Raw genomic sequence first — 14519 nt, forward strand, 5'->3', positions numbered from 1 at the left:
GCACTCGTAGACGAATAGCCATTGCCTGCCGGAGTCGTAATTCTGAATTCAGCCATGTCCCTATACCTCCAGAACGCTGCCACGACGGTGGCAGCCTGGAGGTATTTCTAGCAACAGGCGCTCATTCAAACTACCTGTCAACATTGACAGTTCAGACGAGAGATCAGCGCCGCTGGCTTACACCACCAACGACAGCAGCATGATAAAGATCAGCGCCACCACCGACAGGATGGTCTCCATCGCCGTCCAGGTTTTGAACGTCTCGAGCACGGTCATGTTGAAGTACTGCTTCACCAGCCAGAACCCCGCATCGTTGACGTGAGACAACACCAACGAACCCGCCCCCGTCGCCAACACCAGCAGCTCAAGGTTCACACCCGGAATCATCCCTACCACCGGCACTACAATGCCTGCGCCAGTAATGGTCGCCACGGTCGCGGAACCGGTGGCCACGCGAATCACCGCCGCCACCAGCCACGCCAGCAAAATCGGGTTGATCTGCGCGTTCACGGCCATATGGCCGATCACATCACCTACGCCGCTAGTCACGAGCATCTGCTTGAAACCACCACCGGCGCCGATGATCAGGATGATCGCCGCGGTCGGCGCGAGGCTAGCGTCGAGCAGCTTGAGGATTTGCTTGGAATGAATGCCTTGGCGATGGCCAAAGGTGTACAGCGACAGCAGCAATGCCAGCAGCAGCGCAGTGATCGGATGGCCGATCATGTCCATCCAGTTACGGATGGCGTGGCCGTCCGGCAGCGCGACGTCAGCAAAGGTTTTGAGCAGCATCAGGAACACCGGCAGCAGCACGGTGATCAGGGTAATGCTGAAGCTCGGCAGGTCTTTGGATTCCGGCTCGCGGGCCAGTTGGTCGACCAGTTCCTGGGACGGGTTGCCCGGAATGTACTTGGCGATAAACGTACCGAAAATCGGGCCGGCAATGATGGCGGTCGGCAATGCGACGATCAGGCCGTACAGGATGGTCTTGCCGATGTCCGCGCCAAACACGCCGATAGCCAGCAACGGGCCCGGGTGCGGTGGCACCAGGCCGTGCACCGCCGACAAACCCGCGAGCAGCGGGATGCCGATCTTGATCAGCGACACGCCGGTGCGGCGCGCGACGATAAATACCAGCGGGATCAGCAGCACAAAGCCGATTTCGAAGAACAGCGGGATGCCCACTAGGAACGCAGCGAACATCATCGCCCATTGGACTTTGTCTTTGCCAAAGGCGCGGATCAAGGTCTGGGCGATCTGATCGGCACCGCCGGATTCAGCCATCATCTTGCCGAGCATCGTGCCCAGCGCGAGGATGATGCCGACAAAGCCGAGCACCCCGCCGAAGCCGTCTTGGAACGCCTTGATGATCTTGTCCACGGGCATGCCCGAGGTCAGGCCGAGGAAGCCGGCCGCGATGATCAGTGCAATGAACGGGTGCACCTTGAACTTGGTGATCAGTACGATCAGCCCGATGATTGTGACCACTGCATCTAGCAGCAGGTAGGACTCGTGGGACATGCCAAACATGGGGGGTCTCTCCTGTTTGTTGTTGTTATTAAAGCCGGTGTTGAATCTTTCGCCGGGGATAGCGCTATCTTTTCCGGCAAAAAATTAATGGGTTGGTTCAAAGCCGTGCTGCAGCCACCAGGCATTGGTTTGCTCGGCCAGGTCCTCGATGCTGTCTTCGCTGGCGTTTAACGCCAGGGTCAGCGGCTCGCCCACGGGCGATTCAAGGGTGGCGAACTGGCTGTCGATCAGGCTGGCGGGCATGAAATGGCCGGGGCGATGGGACACGCGGTCGGCGGCCACGGCACGGGTCAGCTCCAGGAACACAAAGCCCAGGCCCGGCGCGGCTTCGCGCAAATGGTCACGGTATTTTTTCTTCAGGGCCGAACAGGTGAGCACCGGATGCTCGCCGGCTTTGAGCGCGCGGCGCAGTTCATCGCACAGGATGTCGAGCCAGCCGGCGCGGTCGTCGTCGTTGAGGGGGTGGCCGGCGCTCATCTTCTCGATGTTCGCGGCAGGGTGAAAGCTGTCGCCTTCAATGGCGGTGGCGCCGTTCAGGCGGCACAAGGCTTCGCTGACGCTGGACTTGCCACAGCCGGAAACACCCATGATGACCAGGGCGGTAACAGGTTGACTCATGAAACACCTCAGGACGCAGATAGCGCTACCTTTGCACGCTGTAAGGCTACTGCAAAAACAGGCTTTTCCCGCGCCGACTTGTCATTTTTATGGAGTGACGCGTGCATCCTCTCCAAAACCGTTGAACCGGATCAGGCAACCCTGTGTTCAAGCATTTGCAGCCTTTTGGAGACAGCGCTACCTTAGTGCCTCGATTTTTGTTTGGCAACCGCCTGATGACCTCCAAGAACGATAAAAATACCCGCACCACCGGTCGTCCGACCTTGAATGAAGTCGCCCGCCTGGCCGGCGTCAGCCCTATTACCGCGTCCCGCGCCTTGCGTGGCGTCAGCACGGTCGCCACCGAACTGGTGGAAAAAGTGCAACTGGCCGCTGCCGAACTCAACTACGTGGTCAACCCCGCCGCCCGCGCCTTGGCCTCGGCGCAGAGCCATTCAGTGGTGGTCATCGTGCCGTCGCTGTCCAACCTGCTGTTTATCGAAACCCTCGAAGCCATCCACCAGGTGCTGCGACCCAAGGGCTTTGAAGTACTGATCGGCAACTCCCACTATTCACGCGACGAAGAAGAGAACCTGCTGCGCAACTACATGGCCTACCAGCCACGCGGTTTGCTGCTGACCGGGTTTGACCGCACTGAAAGCGCCCGACGGATGGTCGAGGCCAGCAATGTGCCGTGTGTGTACATGATGGACCTGGACCCGAATGCCGGCGTGAACTGCGTAGGGTTCTCGCAACTGAGTGCGGGTGAAACGGCAGCGGCACATTTGATCTCACGTGGGCGCAAGCGCCTGGCGTATATCGGCGCGCAGTTGGACCAACGCACGTTGCTGCGCGGTGAAGGTTTTCGCCGCGCGCTGCAACAGGCGGGCTTGTATGACCCGGCGCTGGAATTGCTGACGCCGCGCCCCTCCTCTGTGGGCTTGGGTGGCGAGTTGTTTTTGCAGTTGCTGGCCAGCCATCCGGATGTGGATGCGATCTTCTTTGGCAACGACGACTTGGCCCAAGGTGCGCTGCTGGAAGCCATGCGCCACGGTATCAACGTGCCGGAGCGCGTAGCGGTGCTGGGCTTTAACGACTTGCCGGCGTCGTCGTTCATGGTGCCGCGCTTGAGCAGCATCAGCACACCGCGTGAAGCGATTGGGCGGCGGTCGGCGGAGCATTTGCTGACCATCATGGCGGGCAACAAGATTGCCAAGCCGGTGGTGGATATGGGGTTTGAGTTGCAGGTGCGCGAAAGCACCTGAGCGCGGCCTGATCGTTCCCACGCTCTGCGTGGGAATGCCTCTTGTGACGCTCTGCGTCATGCTTTGGACGCAGAGCGTCCAGGGCTGCATTCCCACGCGGGAGCGTGGGAACGATCAGAGTGGTGTAGGACGCCTGTAGGACGCGACTGACATTGCGGTAAGCGCCTTGCCCGGTTGCCTACGCTTACGTCAGAATCCGCCGGCTTGTGCGCTTGGGTGGTGGTCTCTAAGGTTGGCCGGTCGCTGAATTTCTCGGCGATCGGGTTTAGTAGCCCGAGCCCCCTCACCAAAAGTGCATGAGCTTCATCAGTAGGACTTATTTGTCTGTACTTGATGGTGGCTGTGCGCAGGGCGCCCTCGTGGCGCGCCGGTTTTGGTGTGGGCACCGGTCTACTAACCTGCGTGCAGCCGCCACCCTTCGTTTAGTAGCGATCAGGTGGTGGCTCAGTTAGAGGCCCCACCTATGTTCAAAACAACGCCGAATCCTCCGCTTAACGACACAAAACGCAACAAAGCCGCCCATCGCGCGATTGATCACTACCTCAATCCCACCACCGAACCCGCACCAGAAACCCCTTCTTTGTGCACTGTCAGCCCCGACACCAGCCCTGAAAGCCTGATTGCCAACAGCTACGAAACCGTGTGTTCCGTCAGCGCCTTGTTGCTCGACCTGTCCGATGACCTCACCGGCAAAGAGCGCGACGTGGCCCTCGCCATTCATCAACTGAGCGAGCTATCAGTCTTGATGGTAGGCAAGGCCATGGACCAGCAAACACCGCGAACCTAAAGCCCTACTCGGTCAAAAATGTGGGAGTTGGCTTGCCTGCGATGGCGGCGGGTCAGCTATAGATGGGCTAACTGACCCACCGCATTCGCGAGCAAGCCCGCTCCCACATTTGGCCCCTGTGCACTTCTCGCCCTCGCTGTCGTTCCCGACCCCTGCTAGATTGGTCATCTCCATCGTCAGGGAAGCACCATGGGACACTCACTGAAAATCTTAGGCCGCACCTCCTCCATCAACGTGCGCAAAGTGCTCTGGACCTGCCAGGAACTGGGCATCGACTACGTGCGCGAAGACTGGGGCATCGGCTTCAAGCCCACCCAGTCTGCCGAGTTTCTCGCTCTGAACCCCAACGCCCAAGTGCCGGTGCTGATCGACGACCATGGCGTGCTGTGGGAATCCAACACCATCTGTCGCTACCTGATCGGCCTTTACCAACGCACGGACCTGCTACCCGTCGAACCCGCGCCCCGTGCGCGCATCGAGCAATGGGTGGACTGGCAAGCCGTGGAACTCAACCGCGCCTGGGGCGATGCCTTTACCGCGCTGGTGCGCAACAACCCGGACGGCCTGGACGCTGCGCAGATTGCCGCCGCGGTACACCGGTGGAATGACAAGATGGGCCTGCTGGAGCAACAGCTGGCGAAAACCTGCGCCTATGTGGCCGGCGATGAATTCACCCTCGCCGATATCCTCATCGGCCTCTCGGTGCACCGCTGGCAGAACACGCCCATGGCGCGCCCGCCCTACCCCGCCATTGCGGCGTACTACCAACGCCTCAGCCAGCGTCCAGGCTTCAAGACCTTTGCCCTCGACGGTCATAACTAACACAAGGACACTTCGTGAAAGGACTCAACGTACTGCTCACCGGCGCCTGCGGCAGAATCGGCAAGACGTTTTTCGAAGCCTCGAAAAACCGCTACCGCTTCACCCTCACTGACCGCATCGCGCCGGATTTCGACCTGGGCGAGCACCGTTTTGTGCACGCCGACCTCAGCGACAAGTCCAGCTTGGCCGCCCTGCTCGACGGCATCGATGTGATCGTGCACCTGTCGGGCATCCCCCACGCCAGCGCTTCATTCGATGAGTTACTGCCGAACAACATCCTCGCCACCACCTACTTGTTCGAAGCCGCCGTGGCCGCCGGGGTTAAACGCCTGGTATTCGCTAGCAGTGCGCAAACCATCGAAGGCTACCCCGTGGACCGGCAGATCACCCCCGGCATGCCGGTATTGCCCGCCAACCTGTATGGCGTGAGCAAATGCTACGGCGAAGCGCTGTGCGGCTATTACGCAGCCAAGACACCCCTGTCGACCATTGCCCTGCGCATCGGCGCGTTCGAATTCCCTGAAACCCACGACCTGAACAACGCCCGCGACCTCAGCGCCTGGCTCAGCCCGCGTGACGCCGTGCAACTGCTGCAACGCTCGGTAGAGGCCGAGGGCGTGAAGCACCTGATCGCCCATGGCATTTCCAATAACCGCTTCAAGCGCCTGGACTTGAGTGAGACCATACGGGTGTTGGGTTACCAGCCAGTGGATGACGCGTTCCAGACCTTCGAGATCCCCATCACTTATTGAGCCCCGCGCCATAAAACCTTTAAACCTGACACCCTGGCGCAATAAATCAGCGAATGTGAGGCCTGCCGCACGTAATTTCACAAGCGCCGATTTCCGTTAGCCCGCTAAGATTCCAGGTCACTGCTCCTGGAATCCGCTCCATGTCGACACTCACTGCCTCAGCCACGGACAGCATCGACCCAATCCATGCCGCCCATATCAGCGCGCGCATTGACCGCCTGCCCGCCGTCGCCACCGTCTGGCGCCTGGTGGCGTTGCTGTCGATTGGTGGTTTTTTCGAGCTGTATGACCTGTTCCAGACCGCCTATATCAGCCCCGGTTTGATCAGCGACGGGATTTTCCACACCGGCAGCGAAGGCGTATTCGGCTTCTCCGACCAGGCAGCGTTTGCCTCGGCGACCTTCCTGGGCCTGTTCCTCGGCGCCAGCCTGCTCAGCCCCATCGCCGACCGTTTCGGGCGCCGGGCAATCTTCACCTTCGCGCTGATCTGGTACACGATTGCCACGGTGTTGATGGGCATTCAGACGTCCGCCCTGGGCATCATCGGCATGCGCTTTCTAGTGGGCATTGGCTTAGGGATTGAGCTCGTGACCATCGACGCCTACCTCTCGGAACTGGTGCCCAAACGCATGCGCAGCTCGGCGTTTGCCTTTGCGTTTTTCATCCAGTTTCTGTCGGTGCCGGCGGTGGCGTTGATGTCGTGGTGGCTGGTGCCCCAGGCGCCGTTTGGCATCTCCGGCTGGCGCTGGGTGGTGTTGAGCAGCGCGGTGTTTGCGCTGTTTATCTGGCAACTGCGCAAACGCCTGCCAGAATCACCGCGCTGGCTCGCACAGAAAGGCCGCTTTGACGAAGCCGGGCAGATCATGGACAGCCTGGAGGCGCGCTGCCAGAAAGACCACGGCAAACCGCTGGATGAGCCTGAGCCGCAAGCCGTCAGCGTGCAAGGCAACGGCCGCTTTGCCGATATCTGGCAACCGCCGTACCGGCGCCGGGCGTTGATGCTGATTGTGTTCCACGTGTTCCAGGCCATCGGCTTTTTCGGCTTTGGCAATTGGTTGCCAGCGTTGCTGTCGGGCCAGGGCGTGAGCGTGACCCACAGCTTGATGTACGCCTTTATCATCACCCTCGCCTACCCGCTGGGGCCGTTGCTGTTTGTGAAGGTGGCCAACCGCTTTGAAAACAAATGGCAAATCGTCGGCTCGGCCATGGGCGCGATGATCTTCGGCAGCCTGTTCGCCCTGCAAACCACAGCGCTGGGGCTAGTGATCTGCGGGGTGATGATCACCTTCTGCAACGCCTGGCTGAGCTTCAGCTATCACGCCTACCAAAGCGAACTGTTCCCGACCAACATCCGCGCGCGGGCAGTGGGGTTCTGCTATTCGTTCAGCCGCTTGTCCACGGTGTTCAGCAGTTTGTTGATCGGCTTTATCCTCGAACACTTGGGCACGCCTGGGGTGCTCGCGTTTATTGCCAGCAGCATGTTGATCGTGATGATCACCATCAGTTGGTTCGGGCCGCGTACGCGCAATTTGGCGTTGGAGAATATTGCGCACTGACGGCAACGCTTGGCCGCGAGCTGGACAATGTTTGCCGCGACGGCCGCACCCTCTCCAATAAAACCGGGGGCATCGCCTCCGGCACACTATTTGCTCCACCTGTGGCACCGAACATATCCACAGGTAACCGATCATGCTGGTTAACAACAACACCCAAGCTGTGTCGACCGTGCAACAGCTCAAGCGCCCCGACATGGACCCCGCCAACGCAGCCGCCAGCGCGCTGTACAGCGGTGCCGTGCAAGCCGCGCAGCAGAGCGTGACCGTGCCGACTGCGCAGAAGGACCTGGACAAGGCCAACGACCGTATCGACGAAGCCTTCGCCAAGACCCGTGTGCAGTTGCAAGCCACCACCGCCGCCCCTACGGCGTCGACGGATGTGCCGGCGGCCGGCTCGAGCACCAGCACCGCGCGTGCCGACTTCACCGACTACATGAGCAAAACCCCGGCCGAACGCATTCGCGAACAGTTGCTCAAGGAGCAGGGTTTGACTGAGGCAGAGGTGCAAGCCATGCCACAGGAAAAACAGGACGCAATTGCCAAGCAAGTGGCTGAGCGCATGAAGCAGCAGCAAGAGCAGCAAGTCGCGGCGAAGACCGCTGACCCGCAGGCACAGAGCGTGAAAGAGACCTTGGCTGCGATCTGACTACGTAGCTTTTGAGGAGGGGAGTAACTCTGCTCCCCTCCTTGCGCAAGTAACCTTACAACGCCTTGCCCGGTTGGTCGGTAGGGGCGCTGAACATGTGCTCCATCTGTGCTGAAAAGGGCACGTTCACATTCAGCGTCTTGGTCGCAATCGGCGATTCAAACCACTTCACGTACAGCGCCTTGGCTTCCCCGGAGGCCATCAAGCCCGCCAGGGTCGTGTCGACCGTACGTTTTAACGCTGGGTTATTTTTCGGCATGATCAACGCCAAGTGTTCAACCACCAGCACATCCGGCAAAAACTGATAACGCGCAGGCTCGGCGGCGCTCGCCATTAACGGGGCCACCACCACTTCATCAAACACCAGGCTGTCGGCCTGGTTCTCGACCAACAACTTGAAACCCTCGGTCAGGTTCTTGGCAGGCACCTTTTTAAGGCGCCAGCCTTCACGTTTTTCAAGTTGCTTGACCACCTCGCCCACCGTGGTGCCGTCAACGATCACCACAGACCGGCCATTGAGATCCTTCAAGGTGTCCAGCTTCTCACCCACCCGGGAGACCACTTTGATCGAGGCTGCAAAGGTTGAAACGCTGAAATCAACCTGCTTCTGGCGCTCCGGCGTATTAGTGGTGGAACCACATTCCAGATCCACCGCGCCGCTGCTGACGGCACTGATACGTTCTTTGAAACTCAAGGGTTTGAAGCTCAAGGCCAGTTCGTCGAGCTTGAGGTTTTTCTTCACATCACTGGCGATACGCCGGCACAGGTCGATGGAGTAACCCACCGGCTCACCGGCGCCGGGTTGATAGGAGAACGGCAGGGCCTCAGCCGGATAACCAATCACCATGTGTTTCGTTTCGCGGATCTTTTCCAGAACGGCATCGTTCGCGGCAACGCCGGCTGACAGCACGCACAGCGACAGAAATAAGGCACCTTGCAACTTCATAGTTAGTCCAACTCAGTGAATAAACCTGAGTTTTATACCGCCCCCCGTGGAAGCACTCTGTAGGGTAAATCGCAAAGCTCGCTGCCGGCCCAGGGCCGAACGCGAGCGCCAAGACGTTTACTGCAGCTGCAACGTCGAGTTGAACTGGCTGATCGCATCCACCACATGCCGTGAGCCTTCCTGAATCTCCAGGATCACCTGCCCCGCTTCATTCGCCAGTTCAACCCCCAGCCCCGTGCGACTCAGGCTCGACTGCATGCTCGACACCGCACTCAGCGACAGGTCGTGGTTCTTGCGCACGACATCAACAATTTCCACCGTCGCCTGGCTGGTACGTGCCGCGAGGCTGCGCACTTCGTCGGCCACTACCGCGAAGCCGCGCCCATGCTCGCCGGCCCGCGCCGCTTCAATCGCTGCGTTGAGCGCGAGCATGTTGGTTTGTTCGGCAATGCTGCGGATGGTCTGCACGATGGAGCCAATGATGTCCGACTGTTTGTTCACCGCATCGATGCTCTGGGCCGCCTGGTTCAAGTCGTTGGAAATGGCTTCGATGATTTGCACGGTTTGCTGCACCACCTGCGAACCTTTGCGTGCGCAGGCGTCGTTTTGTACCGACGTGGCGTGGGCCGAATCGGCGGCGGTGCGCAGGGTGGTGACCTGCTCGGTGATGTCGCTGGCAAACTTCACCACTTTGTACAGGCGCCCGTTGGCGTCGAAGATCGGGTTGTAGGAGGCTTCCAGAAACAGGGTTTTGCCGTATTTGTTTTTGCGTTCAAAGCGATGGGAGTGATATTCGCCGCGATTGAGCGAGGCCCAAAAGGCCTTGTACGCTGGGGATTCCACTTCGCCGCGATGGCAGAACATGCTGTGGTGCTGGCCGATGATTTCTTCACGTGAATACTGCACGGTGCGCAGGAAGTTGTCGTTGGCATTGAGGATCTGGCCTTGGGGCGTGAACTCGATCACCGCCATGGAGCGGCTGATGGCATCGATCAGGCTCTGGTTCTCGTGTTCACGGTGGACCCGTGCGGAAATATCCGACGCCACCTTGATCACGCTCTGCACCTGATTGCTGCTGTCCAGCACCGGCATGTAACTGGCCTCGAGCCACACCTCTTCGCCGCGCTTGTTCAGGCGCATGAACGTGCCGCTGAGGGCTTCGCCCCGCGCCAGGTCGCGCCAGAGTTTGGTGTAGGCCTCGGTGTGGGTGTAGGCCTCTTCGCAAAAGAGCCGGTGATGTTTGCCGCGAATCTCCTCGACGGTGTAGCCCATGGTTTTGCAAAAATTGGGGTTGGCGTCGAGGATCACGCCATTGCCGTCGAACTCGATCATCGCCATGGAGCGGCTGATGGCGGCGAGTTTGGCGTTAGCTTCGGTGAGGGCACAGGAGAAACGTTCGATTTCTTGCAGGTCGGATTGGTGGTGGCGGTTGAACATGGTCAGATCACCCTAGATTCCCGGCGCCCGTGGAAGGCGCATTCCATTCTTCAGTTGGCTATTGCTGGCACACCTTCATAGGGAAAAAACCATCCAAAACGCTATATATGCCAAACGTCATCAACGGTTCTGGGTGAGCATAGACTCGGCTTGGCGCTATGCAAGGCCATTATTCAGCCAGCATTTTTAACAATGCGCTGACGGCAGCCGAGGTCGGAAGGGCTGGTGAACCGACTAAGGCAAACTCACGGTACAGCGGGACCGTAAGCGGCATCACGCGCAGGCCGTTGCGCTGGGCCGGCAAGGCCATTTCAGGCACCAACGTGACGCCGACGCCTTCGCGCACGAGGCTGTAGGCGCTGTTCCATTCGCGCACTTCCACGCGGATGTCGCGCAGGCTCAGCCCGGCGTCTACAGCTAGGCTGCGGGCATTGGCGGTACAGCCACCGGTGGCGAGCACGAAGGGTTGTTCGAGCAATTCCTCAAGCGACACGCTGGCATCGGCTGCACGCTGCGCCAGTGGATGGTGGGTCGGCAACACCGCCATCCACAGGCCGCGACCCAATACCGTGGCGTTGCGCTCGGGCTTGGGGTTGAGCACCACGCCCAAGTCGATCAGGCCGGCGTCGAGCAAGGTGTGCACTTCGCTGTCCGTGACGTCCAGGGTGGTGACCTCGATACCCGGGTTCAACTGACGAAAACGCTGCAACAACGGCGTCAGAACGGTCGCCAACACCATCGGGAAACTGGCGATGCGAATACTCCCACGCAGCAGCGGGCGCGCTTCATCCACCGTGGTGCGAATGGTTTGCAACGCCCCCATCATCACCCGCGCCTGCTCGATCACACTCAGCCCCAGCGCAGTGGGCAAGGTCTTGCGCGGCTCACGAGTGAACAGTTGCGCCCCCAGCGTCGCCTCCATGGACGCCATGGCCTGGCTCGCTGCGGACTGGGTCATGCCCACCTGTTCGGCAGCCGCCGTGATGCTGCCGTGATCGGCCACAGCCACCAACAAACGCCAGTGCATCAGGTTCATCATGGCAGTAGCTGTCCTTATGGATGGGGTTTGAAGGTTTAATTTTACGCAAGGTGCCATGCCCGTGAGACTGGCGCAAATCCAACGGAGCGGCCTTAGATGAAACTGTATTTTTCCCCCAATGCCTGTTCGCTCGCCCCGCATATCGTGCTGCGTGAATTGGCGTTGCCGTTCGAACTGGTGCGGGTGAATAACCAGGCCAAAACCTTCGCCGGCGGCGAAGACTTCCTACAAATCAACCCCAAAGGCTACGTCGCGGCGCTGCAACTGGGCAACGGCGAAGTACTGACCGAGGCAAGCGCCATCCTGCAGTACCTGGCCGACCTGCAGCCCGCCGCCCACCTGGCCCCGGCCAATGGCAGCTGGGAGCGTGTGCGCTTGCAGGAATGGCTGAACTTTATCGCCAGCGAGATTCATGGCGGGCTGGCGATTTTCTTTAATGGTGCGATTCAGGGTGAGGTACGGGCGATGTTCCTGGCCACGTTGTACAAGCGGTTTGCGATTCTGGTGCAGACGTTGGAGCGTCAGGATTATCTAATGGGCGCGCAGTATTCAGTGGCGGATACGTATTTGTTTGTGGTGCTGCGCTGGGCGGGGTTTCACGAGATTGATTTGCAGCAGTGGCCAGCGTTGGCGGCGTTTGAGCAGCGGATGGGTGAGCGGCAAGCTGTGATCGCCGCATTGGCCGCCGAAGCCGCATGACCTGAAATGCAATTCACTGTGGGAGCTGGCTTGCCTGCGATGGCGGTGAGGATTTCGTCGTTGGAAAAGTTGAGCGCGCCGATGTCCAGGCCGTTGAGAAAGTCGATTCAGATCGGTTGCATTGTCTGCTCGCTGATTAAAGTCGGATGTTTTTGTGGCGAGCGGGCTTCCTGTGGCGAGCCCGCTCGCCACAACAGGCCCGCGGGTTGCAGGAAGCCCGCTGGCCGCAGGGTTTAGGGGGCCTTGAGCACGATCTGCTGCACATCGACCTTCTTGGGGATCAGGCCGTTGGCAAAAAACAGGTCGGCGGTGCGTTGCTGGTTGGCGATGTCCACGGCTTCCAGTGGGCGAATCGGTGCGGGTGAGCGGTGTTCGAAGTAGCTTTTGACCACGGCCGGTGGCAGGCCCAAAGTGTTGGCCATCAGTGCGATGCTGTCCTCGGGTTGGTCCAGGGACAGGCGCTGGGCCTTGGCGAGGGTCTTGATAATCGCGCCGACGGCCTGCGGGTGCTGTTTGGCAAACGGGCTGCTGACCACAAAGAAACTGCCGGCCGGGTTGAGGCCTTGGCCGTCGCCTAGCACACGGGCGGAACCGTCGACCACGGCAGCGGAGTAATACGGGTCCCACACCACCCAGGCATCGACCTTGCCTTGTTCGAACGCGGCGCGACCGTCGGACGGCGACAGGTACACCACGTTCACATCCTTCCATTGCAAACCGGCGCGCAGCAGGCTTTTGAGGAACAGGTTGTGCGCGCTGGAACCCTTGAGCAGCGCCACGCGCTTGCCCTTGAGTTCGGCCACGCTTTGAATCGTGCTGGCCTTGGGCACCAGCACCGCTTCGGTTTTACCCTCGTTGGGCTCGACGGCGAAGTACTGCAAATCGATGCCGGCGGCCTGGGCGAAGATCGGCGGGATGTCGCCGATATTGCCGATGTCCAAGCTGCCGCCGTTCAGCGCCTCGATCAGCGGCGGGCCGCCGAGAAACTCAATCCATTGCACTTGGGTGCCGGGCAGTGCCTCTTCGAAAAGCTTGTGCTCACGGGCCAGCACCATGCTCACCGAGCTTTTCTGATAGCCGATGCGCAAGGTGGAAGGTTCGGCGGCTAAAACCGCTGCCGACAACACAACTGAAGCCAGAATCACGCTGAAAAACTTAACCATCACTGTCACCTCTGATCGTTCCCACGCTCAGCGTGGGGATGCATCCTGTGACGCTCTGCGTCACGACTTTAGAGCGGGACGCGGAGCGTCCCTGGCGGCATTCCCACGCGGGGCGTGGGAACGATCTACAGGCTTGCCTTGACCTTGGCCGCCACGTCCGCTGGCACCCATTGTTGCCAGACTTGCAGTTGCTCTTTGAGGAACGCCAGCGCCACTTGGCGTGGCTGTTCACGTTTCTCGCTCATCTGCGCGAGGATGCCGTTGAGCAGGTCGATCGGCAGGTCGACTTTCTCAAACAACGTCACCAGTTGCGGGTACTGCGCCTTGAACGGCGCCGACACGCCAATCGCCAAGTGCGCGGGCATCGAGCGGGTGCCGATGGGGTGTGGGTTGTTGGCGTCGGCCAGGGTCTTCCAGGCTTGTGCGTTGAACGGCGGCTCCTCTAGCTTGATCAGCTTGAAGCGCCCGAGCAGCGGGGTCGGCGACCAGTAGTAGAACAACACCGGTTTGCCACGTCGGATCGACGACGCCACTTCGGCGTCCAGCGCCGCGCCGGAGCCGGTGCGGAAGTTGACGAAGGTATCGGTCAGGCCATACGCCTTGAGCTTCTGGCTGTTGACGATTTCCGAGGTCCAGCCGGTGGGGCTGTTGAGGAAGCGGCCACGGCTCGGGTCTTCGGGGTCGCGGAACACATCTTTATAGCGCGCCAGGTCGGCCACCGACTTGAGGTCCGGCGCCAGGGGTTTGATGCCGCGTTCGGCGTCGCCCTTGATCACGTATTCCGGCACCCACCAGCCTTCGGTGGCGCCTTTGACCGTGTCGCCCAGACCGAACACTTTGCCTTCGCTTTCAGCCTTGACCCACGCCGGGCTGCGCCCGGCCCACTCTTCGCCGATCACCTGGATGTCGTCCTTAGCCAGGGCGGCTTCCAGGCTCACGGTGCTGCCGGGCAAGGTGTCGGTGGGCAGGCCGTAGCCTTTCTCGACGATCAGGCGCAGCACTTCAGTGATCAGGCTGCCGCTTTCCCAGGTGATGTCGCCGAAGTGGATCGGTTTGATCGGTTCACCAGCGGTGACTGGCTGGGCCAGGGCGGTGAGTGCCAGTAGCGAACCACCGAGCAGGTTTTTTAGTGTTCTCATGAGTAGCCTCTTGGAGATTCGATTCACAACACATTCAAAGTGGGCAGCTCCCACATTCGATCTGCGCAGTCGTCAAGATCGGTTGAACGTCATAACTGAGCCGCGTGCAGTGGAACGCCCCTTCCGGCGCGGTCGGCGACA

14 protein-coding genes are annotated in these 14519 nt (G+C 60.2%); 7 read left to right on the forward strand and 7 right to left on the reverse strand.

The features are described 5' to 3' along the window. Positions 1–177: 177 nt before the first annotated feature. The gene (locus K0P33_RS25215; RefSeq protein WP_242152181.1) at positions 178–1530 is read right to left on the reverse strand and encodes a GntP family permease; all 1353 of its coding nucleotides are present in this window, start codon (positions 1528–1530) and stop codon (positions 178–180) included. A gap of 84 nt (positions 1531–1614) precedes the next feature. Further along, a complete protein-coding gene (locus tag K0P33_RS25220; protein WP_094952573.1) occupies positions 1615–2148 on the reverse strand; it encodes a gluconokinase in 534 nt (177 codons plus the stop codon). 212 nt (positions 2149–2360) lie between these two features. Between K0P33_RS25220 and K0P33_RS25225 the strand changes: the two genes are divergently transcribed. From K0P33_RS25225 to K0P33_RS25250, 6 genes are all read left to right on the forward strand, one after another. Beyond that, positions 2361–3392: a LacI family DNA-binding transcriptional regulator gene (locus K0P33_RS25225; protein WP_162276204.1), complete on the forward strand. Its 1032-nt coding sequence runs from the start codon at positions 2361–2363 to the stop codon at positions 3390–3392. 463 nt (positions 3393–3855) lie between these two features. Next, positions 3856–4179 carry a DUF6124 family protein gene (locus K0P33_RS25230; protein ID WP_242152183.1) on the forward strand — a complete coding sequence of 108 codons (324 nt, stop codon included), beginning with the start codon at positions 3856–3858 and terminating at the stop codon, positions 4177–4179. 189 nt (positions 4180–4368) lie between these two features. Then, positions 4369–5001 carry a glutathione S-transferase family protein gene (locus tag K0P33_RS25235; protein WP_242152186.1) on the forward strand — a complete coding sequence of 211 codons (633 nt, stop codon included), beginning with the start codon at positions 4369–4371 and terminating at the stop codon, positions 4999–5001. Positions 5002–5015: 14 nt separating this feature from the next. Then, entirely contained in the window at positions 5016–5753 is a 738-nt protein-coding gene (locus tag K0P33_RS25240) for an NAD(P)-dependent oxidoreductase (protein WP_242152189.1), read from the forward strand. Positions 5754–5893: 140 nt separating this feature from the next. Continuing rightward, a complete protein-coding gene (locus K0P33_RS25245) occupies positions 5894–7309 on the forward strand; it encodes an MFS transporter (RefSeq protein WP_242152191.1) in 1416 nt (471 codons plus the stop codon). Between the two features lie 133 nt (positions 7310–7442). Then, the gene (locus K0P33_RS25250; protein ID WP_094952578.1) at positions 7443–7955 is read left to right on the forward strand and encodes a hypothetical protein; all 513 of its coding nucleotides are present in this window, start codon (positions 7443–7445) and stop codon (positions 7953–7955) included. Positions 7956–8010: 55 nt separating this feature from the next. On the opposite strand, the gene K0P33_RS25255 is transcribed toward K0P33_RS25250, so the two are convergent. From K0P33_RS25255 to K0P33_RS25265, 3 genes are all read right to left on the reverse strand, one after another. Continuing rightward, the gene (locus tag K0P33_RS25255; protein ID WP_094952579.1) at positions 8011–8901 is read right to left on the reverse strand and encodes an amino acid ABC transporter substrate-binding protein; all 891 of its coding nucleotides are present in this window, start codon (positions 8899–8901) and stop codon (positions 8011–8013) included. A gap of 117 nt (positions 8902–9018) precedes the next feature. Further along, positions 9019–10338, reverse strand: a complete 1320-nt coding sequence (locus K0P33_RS25260) for a PAS domain-containing methyl-accepting chemotaxis protein (protein WP_094952580.1) — start codon at positions 10336–10338, stop codon at positions 9019–9021. A gap of 169 nt (positions 10339–10507) precedes the next feature. After that, positions 10508–11377 (reverse strand): LysR family transcriptional regulator, encoded by an 870-nt coding sequence (locus tag K0P33_RS25265; RefSeq protein ID WP_094952581.1) that lies wholly within the window; start codon positions 11375–11377, stop codon positions 10508–10510. 96 nt (positions 11378–11473) lie between these two features. On the opposite strand from K0P33_RS25265, the gene gstA reads away from it, so the two are divergent. Beyond that, complete coding sequence (gstA, locus tag K0P33_RS25270) at positions 11474–12076, forward strand: glutathione transferase GstA (protein WP_242152194.1); 603 nt, start codon at positions 11474–11476, stop codon at positions 12074–12076. 233 nt (positions 12077–12309) lie between these two features. On the opposite strand, the gene K0P33_RS25275 is transcribed toward gstA, so the two are convergent. Together K0P33_RS25275 and K0P33_RS25280 are read right to left on the reverse strand one after the other, a co-directional pair. Next, positions 12310–13239, reverse strand: coding sequence for an aliphatic sulfonate ABC transporter substrate-binding protein (locus K0P33_RS25275; RefSeq protein ID WP_094952583.1), 930 nt, complete (start codon positions 13237–13239; stop codon positions 12310–12312). Between the two features lie 125 nt (positions 13240–13364). Further along, positions 13365–14378 (reverse strand): ABC transporter substrate-binding protein, encoded by a 1014-nt coding sequence (locus K0P33_RS25280; RefSeq protein ID WP_242152197.1) that lies wholly within the window; start codon positions 14376–14378, stop codon positions 13365–13367. Between the last annotated feature and the right edge of the window lie 141 nt (positions 14379–14519).

It is taken from the genome of Pseudomonas sp. ArH3a (assembly GCF_022648765.1).
GTDB lineage: Bacteria > Pseudomonadota > Gammaproteobacteria > Pseudomonadales > Pseudomonadaceae > Aquipseudomonas.

Coding starts and splice junctions, on each gene's coding strand:
- K0P33_RS25250 (WP_094952578.1), top strand. CDS start 7,443: ATGCTGGTTAACAACAACACCCAAGCTGTGTCGACCGTGCAACAGCTC.
- K0P33_RS25220 (WP_094952573.1), bottom strand. CDS start 2,148: ATGAGTCAACCTGTTACCGCCCTGGTCATCATGGGTGTTTCCGGCTGT.
- K0P33_RS25215 (WP_242152181.1), bottom strand. CDS start 1,530: ATGTTTGGCATGTCCCACGAGTCCTACCTGCTGCTAGATGCAGTGGTC.
- K0P33_RS25235 (WP_242152186.1), top strand. CDS start 4,369: ATGGGACACTCACTGAAAATCTTAGGCCGCACCTCCTCCATCAACGTG.
- K0P33_RS25255 (WP_094952579.1), bottom strand. CDS start 8,901: ATGAAGTTGCAAGGTGCCTTATTTCTGTCGCTGTGCGTGCTGTCAGCC.
- K0P33_RS25280 (WP_242152197.1), bottom strand. CDS start 14,378: ATGAGAACACTAAAAAACCTGCTCGGTGGTTCGCTACTGGCACTCACC.
- K0P33_RS25230 (WP_242152183.1), top strand. CDS start 3,856: ATGTTCAAAACAACGCCGAATCCTCCGCTTAACGACACAAAACGCAAC.
- K0P33_RS25260 (WP_094952580.1), bottom strand. CDS start 10,338: ATGTTCAACCGCCACCACCAATCCGACCTGCAAGAAATCGAACGTTTC.
- K0P33_RS25265 (WP_094952581.1), bottom strand. CDS start 11,377: ATGATGAACCTGATGCACTGGCGTTTGTTGGTGGCTGTGGCCGATCAC.
- K0P33_RS25275 (WP_094952583.1), bottom strand. CDS start 13,239: ATGGTTAAGTTTTTCAGCGTGATTCTGGCTTCAGTTGTGTTGTCGGCA.
- K0P33_RS25245 (WP_242152191.1), top strand. CDS start 5,894: ATGTCGACACTCACTGCCTCAGCCACGGACAGCATCGACCCAATCCAT.
- gstA (WP_242152194.1), top strand. CDS start 11,474: ATGAAACTGTATTTTTCCCCCAATGCCTGTTCGCTCGCCCCGCATATC.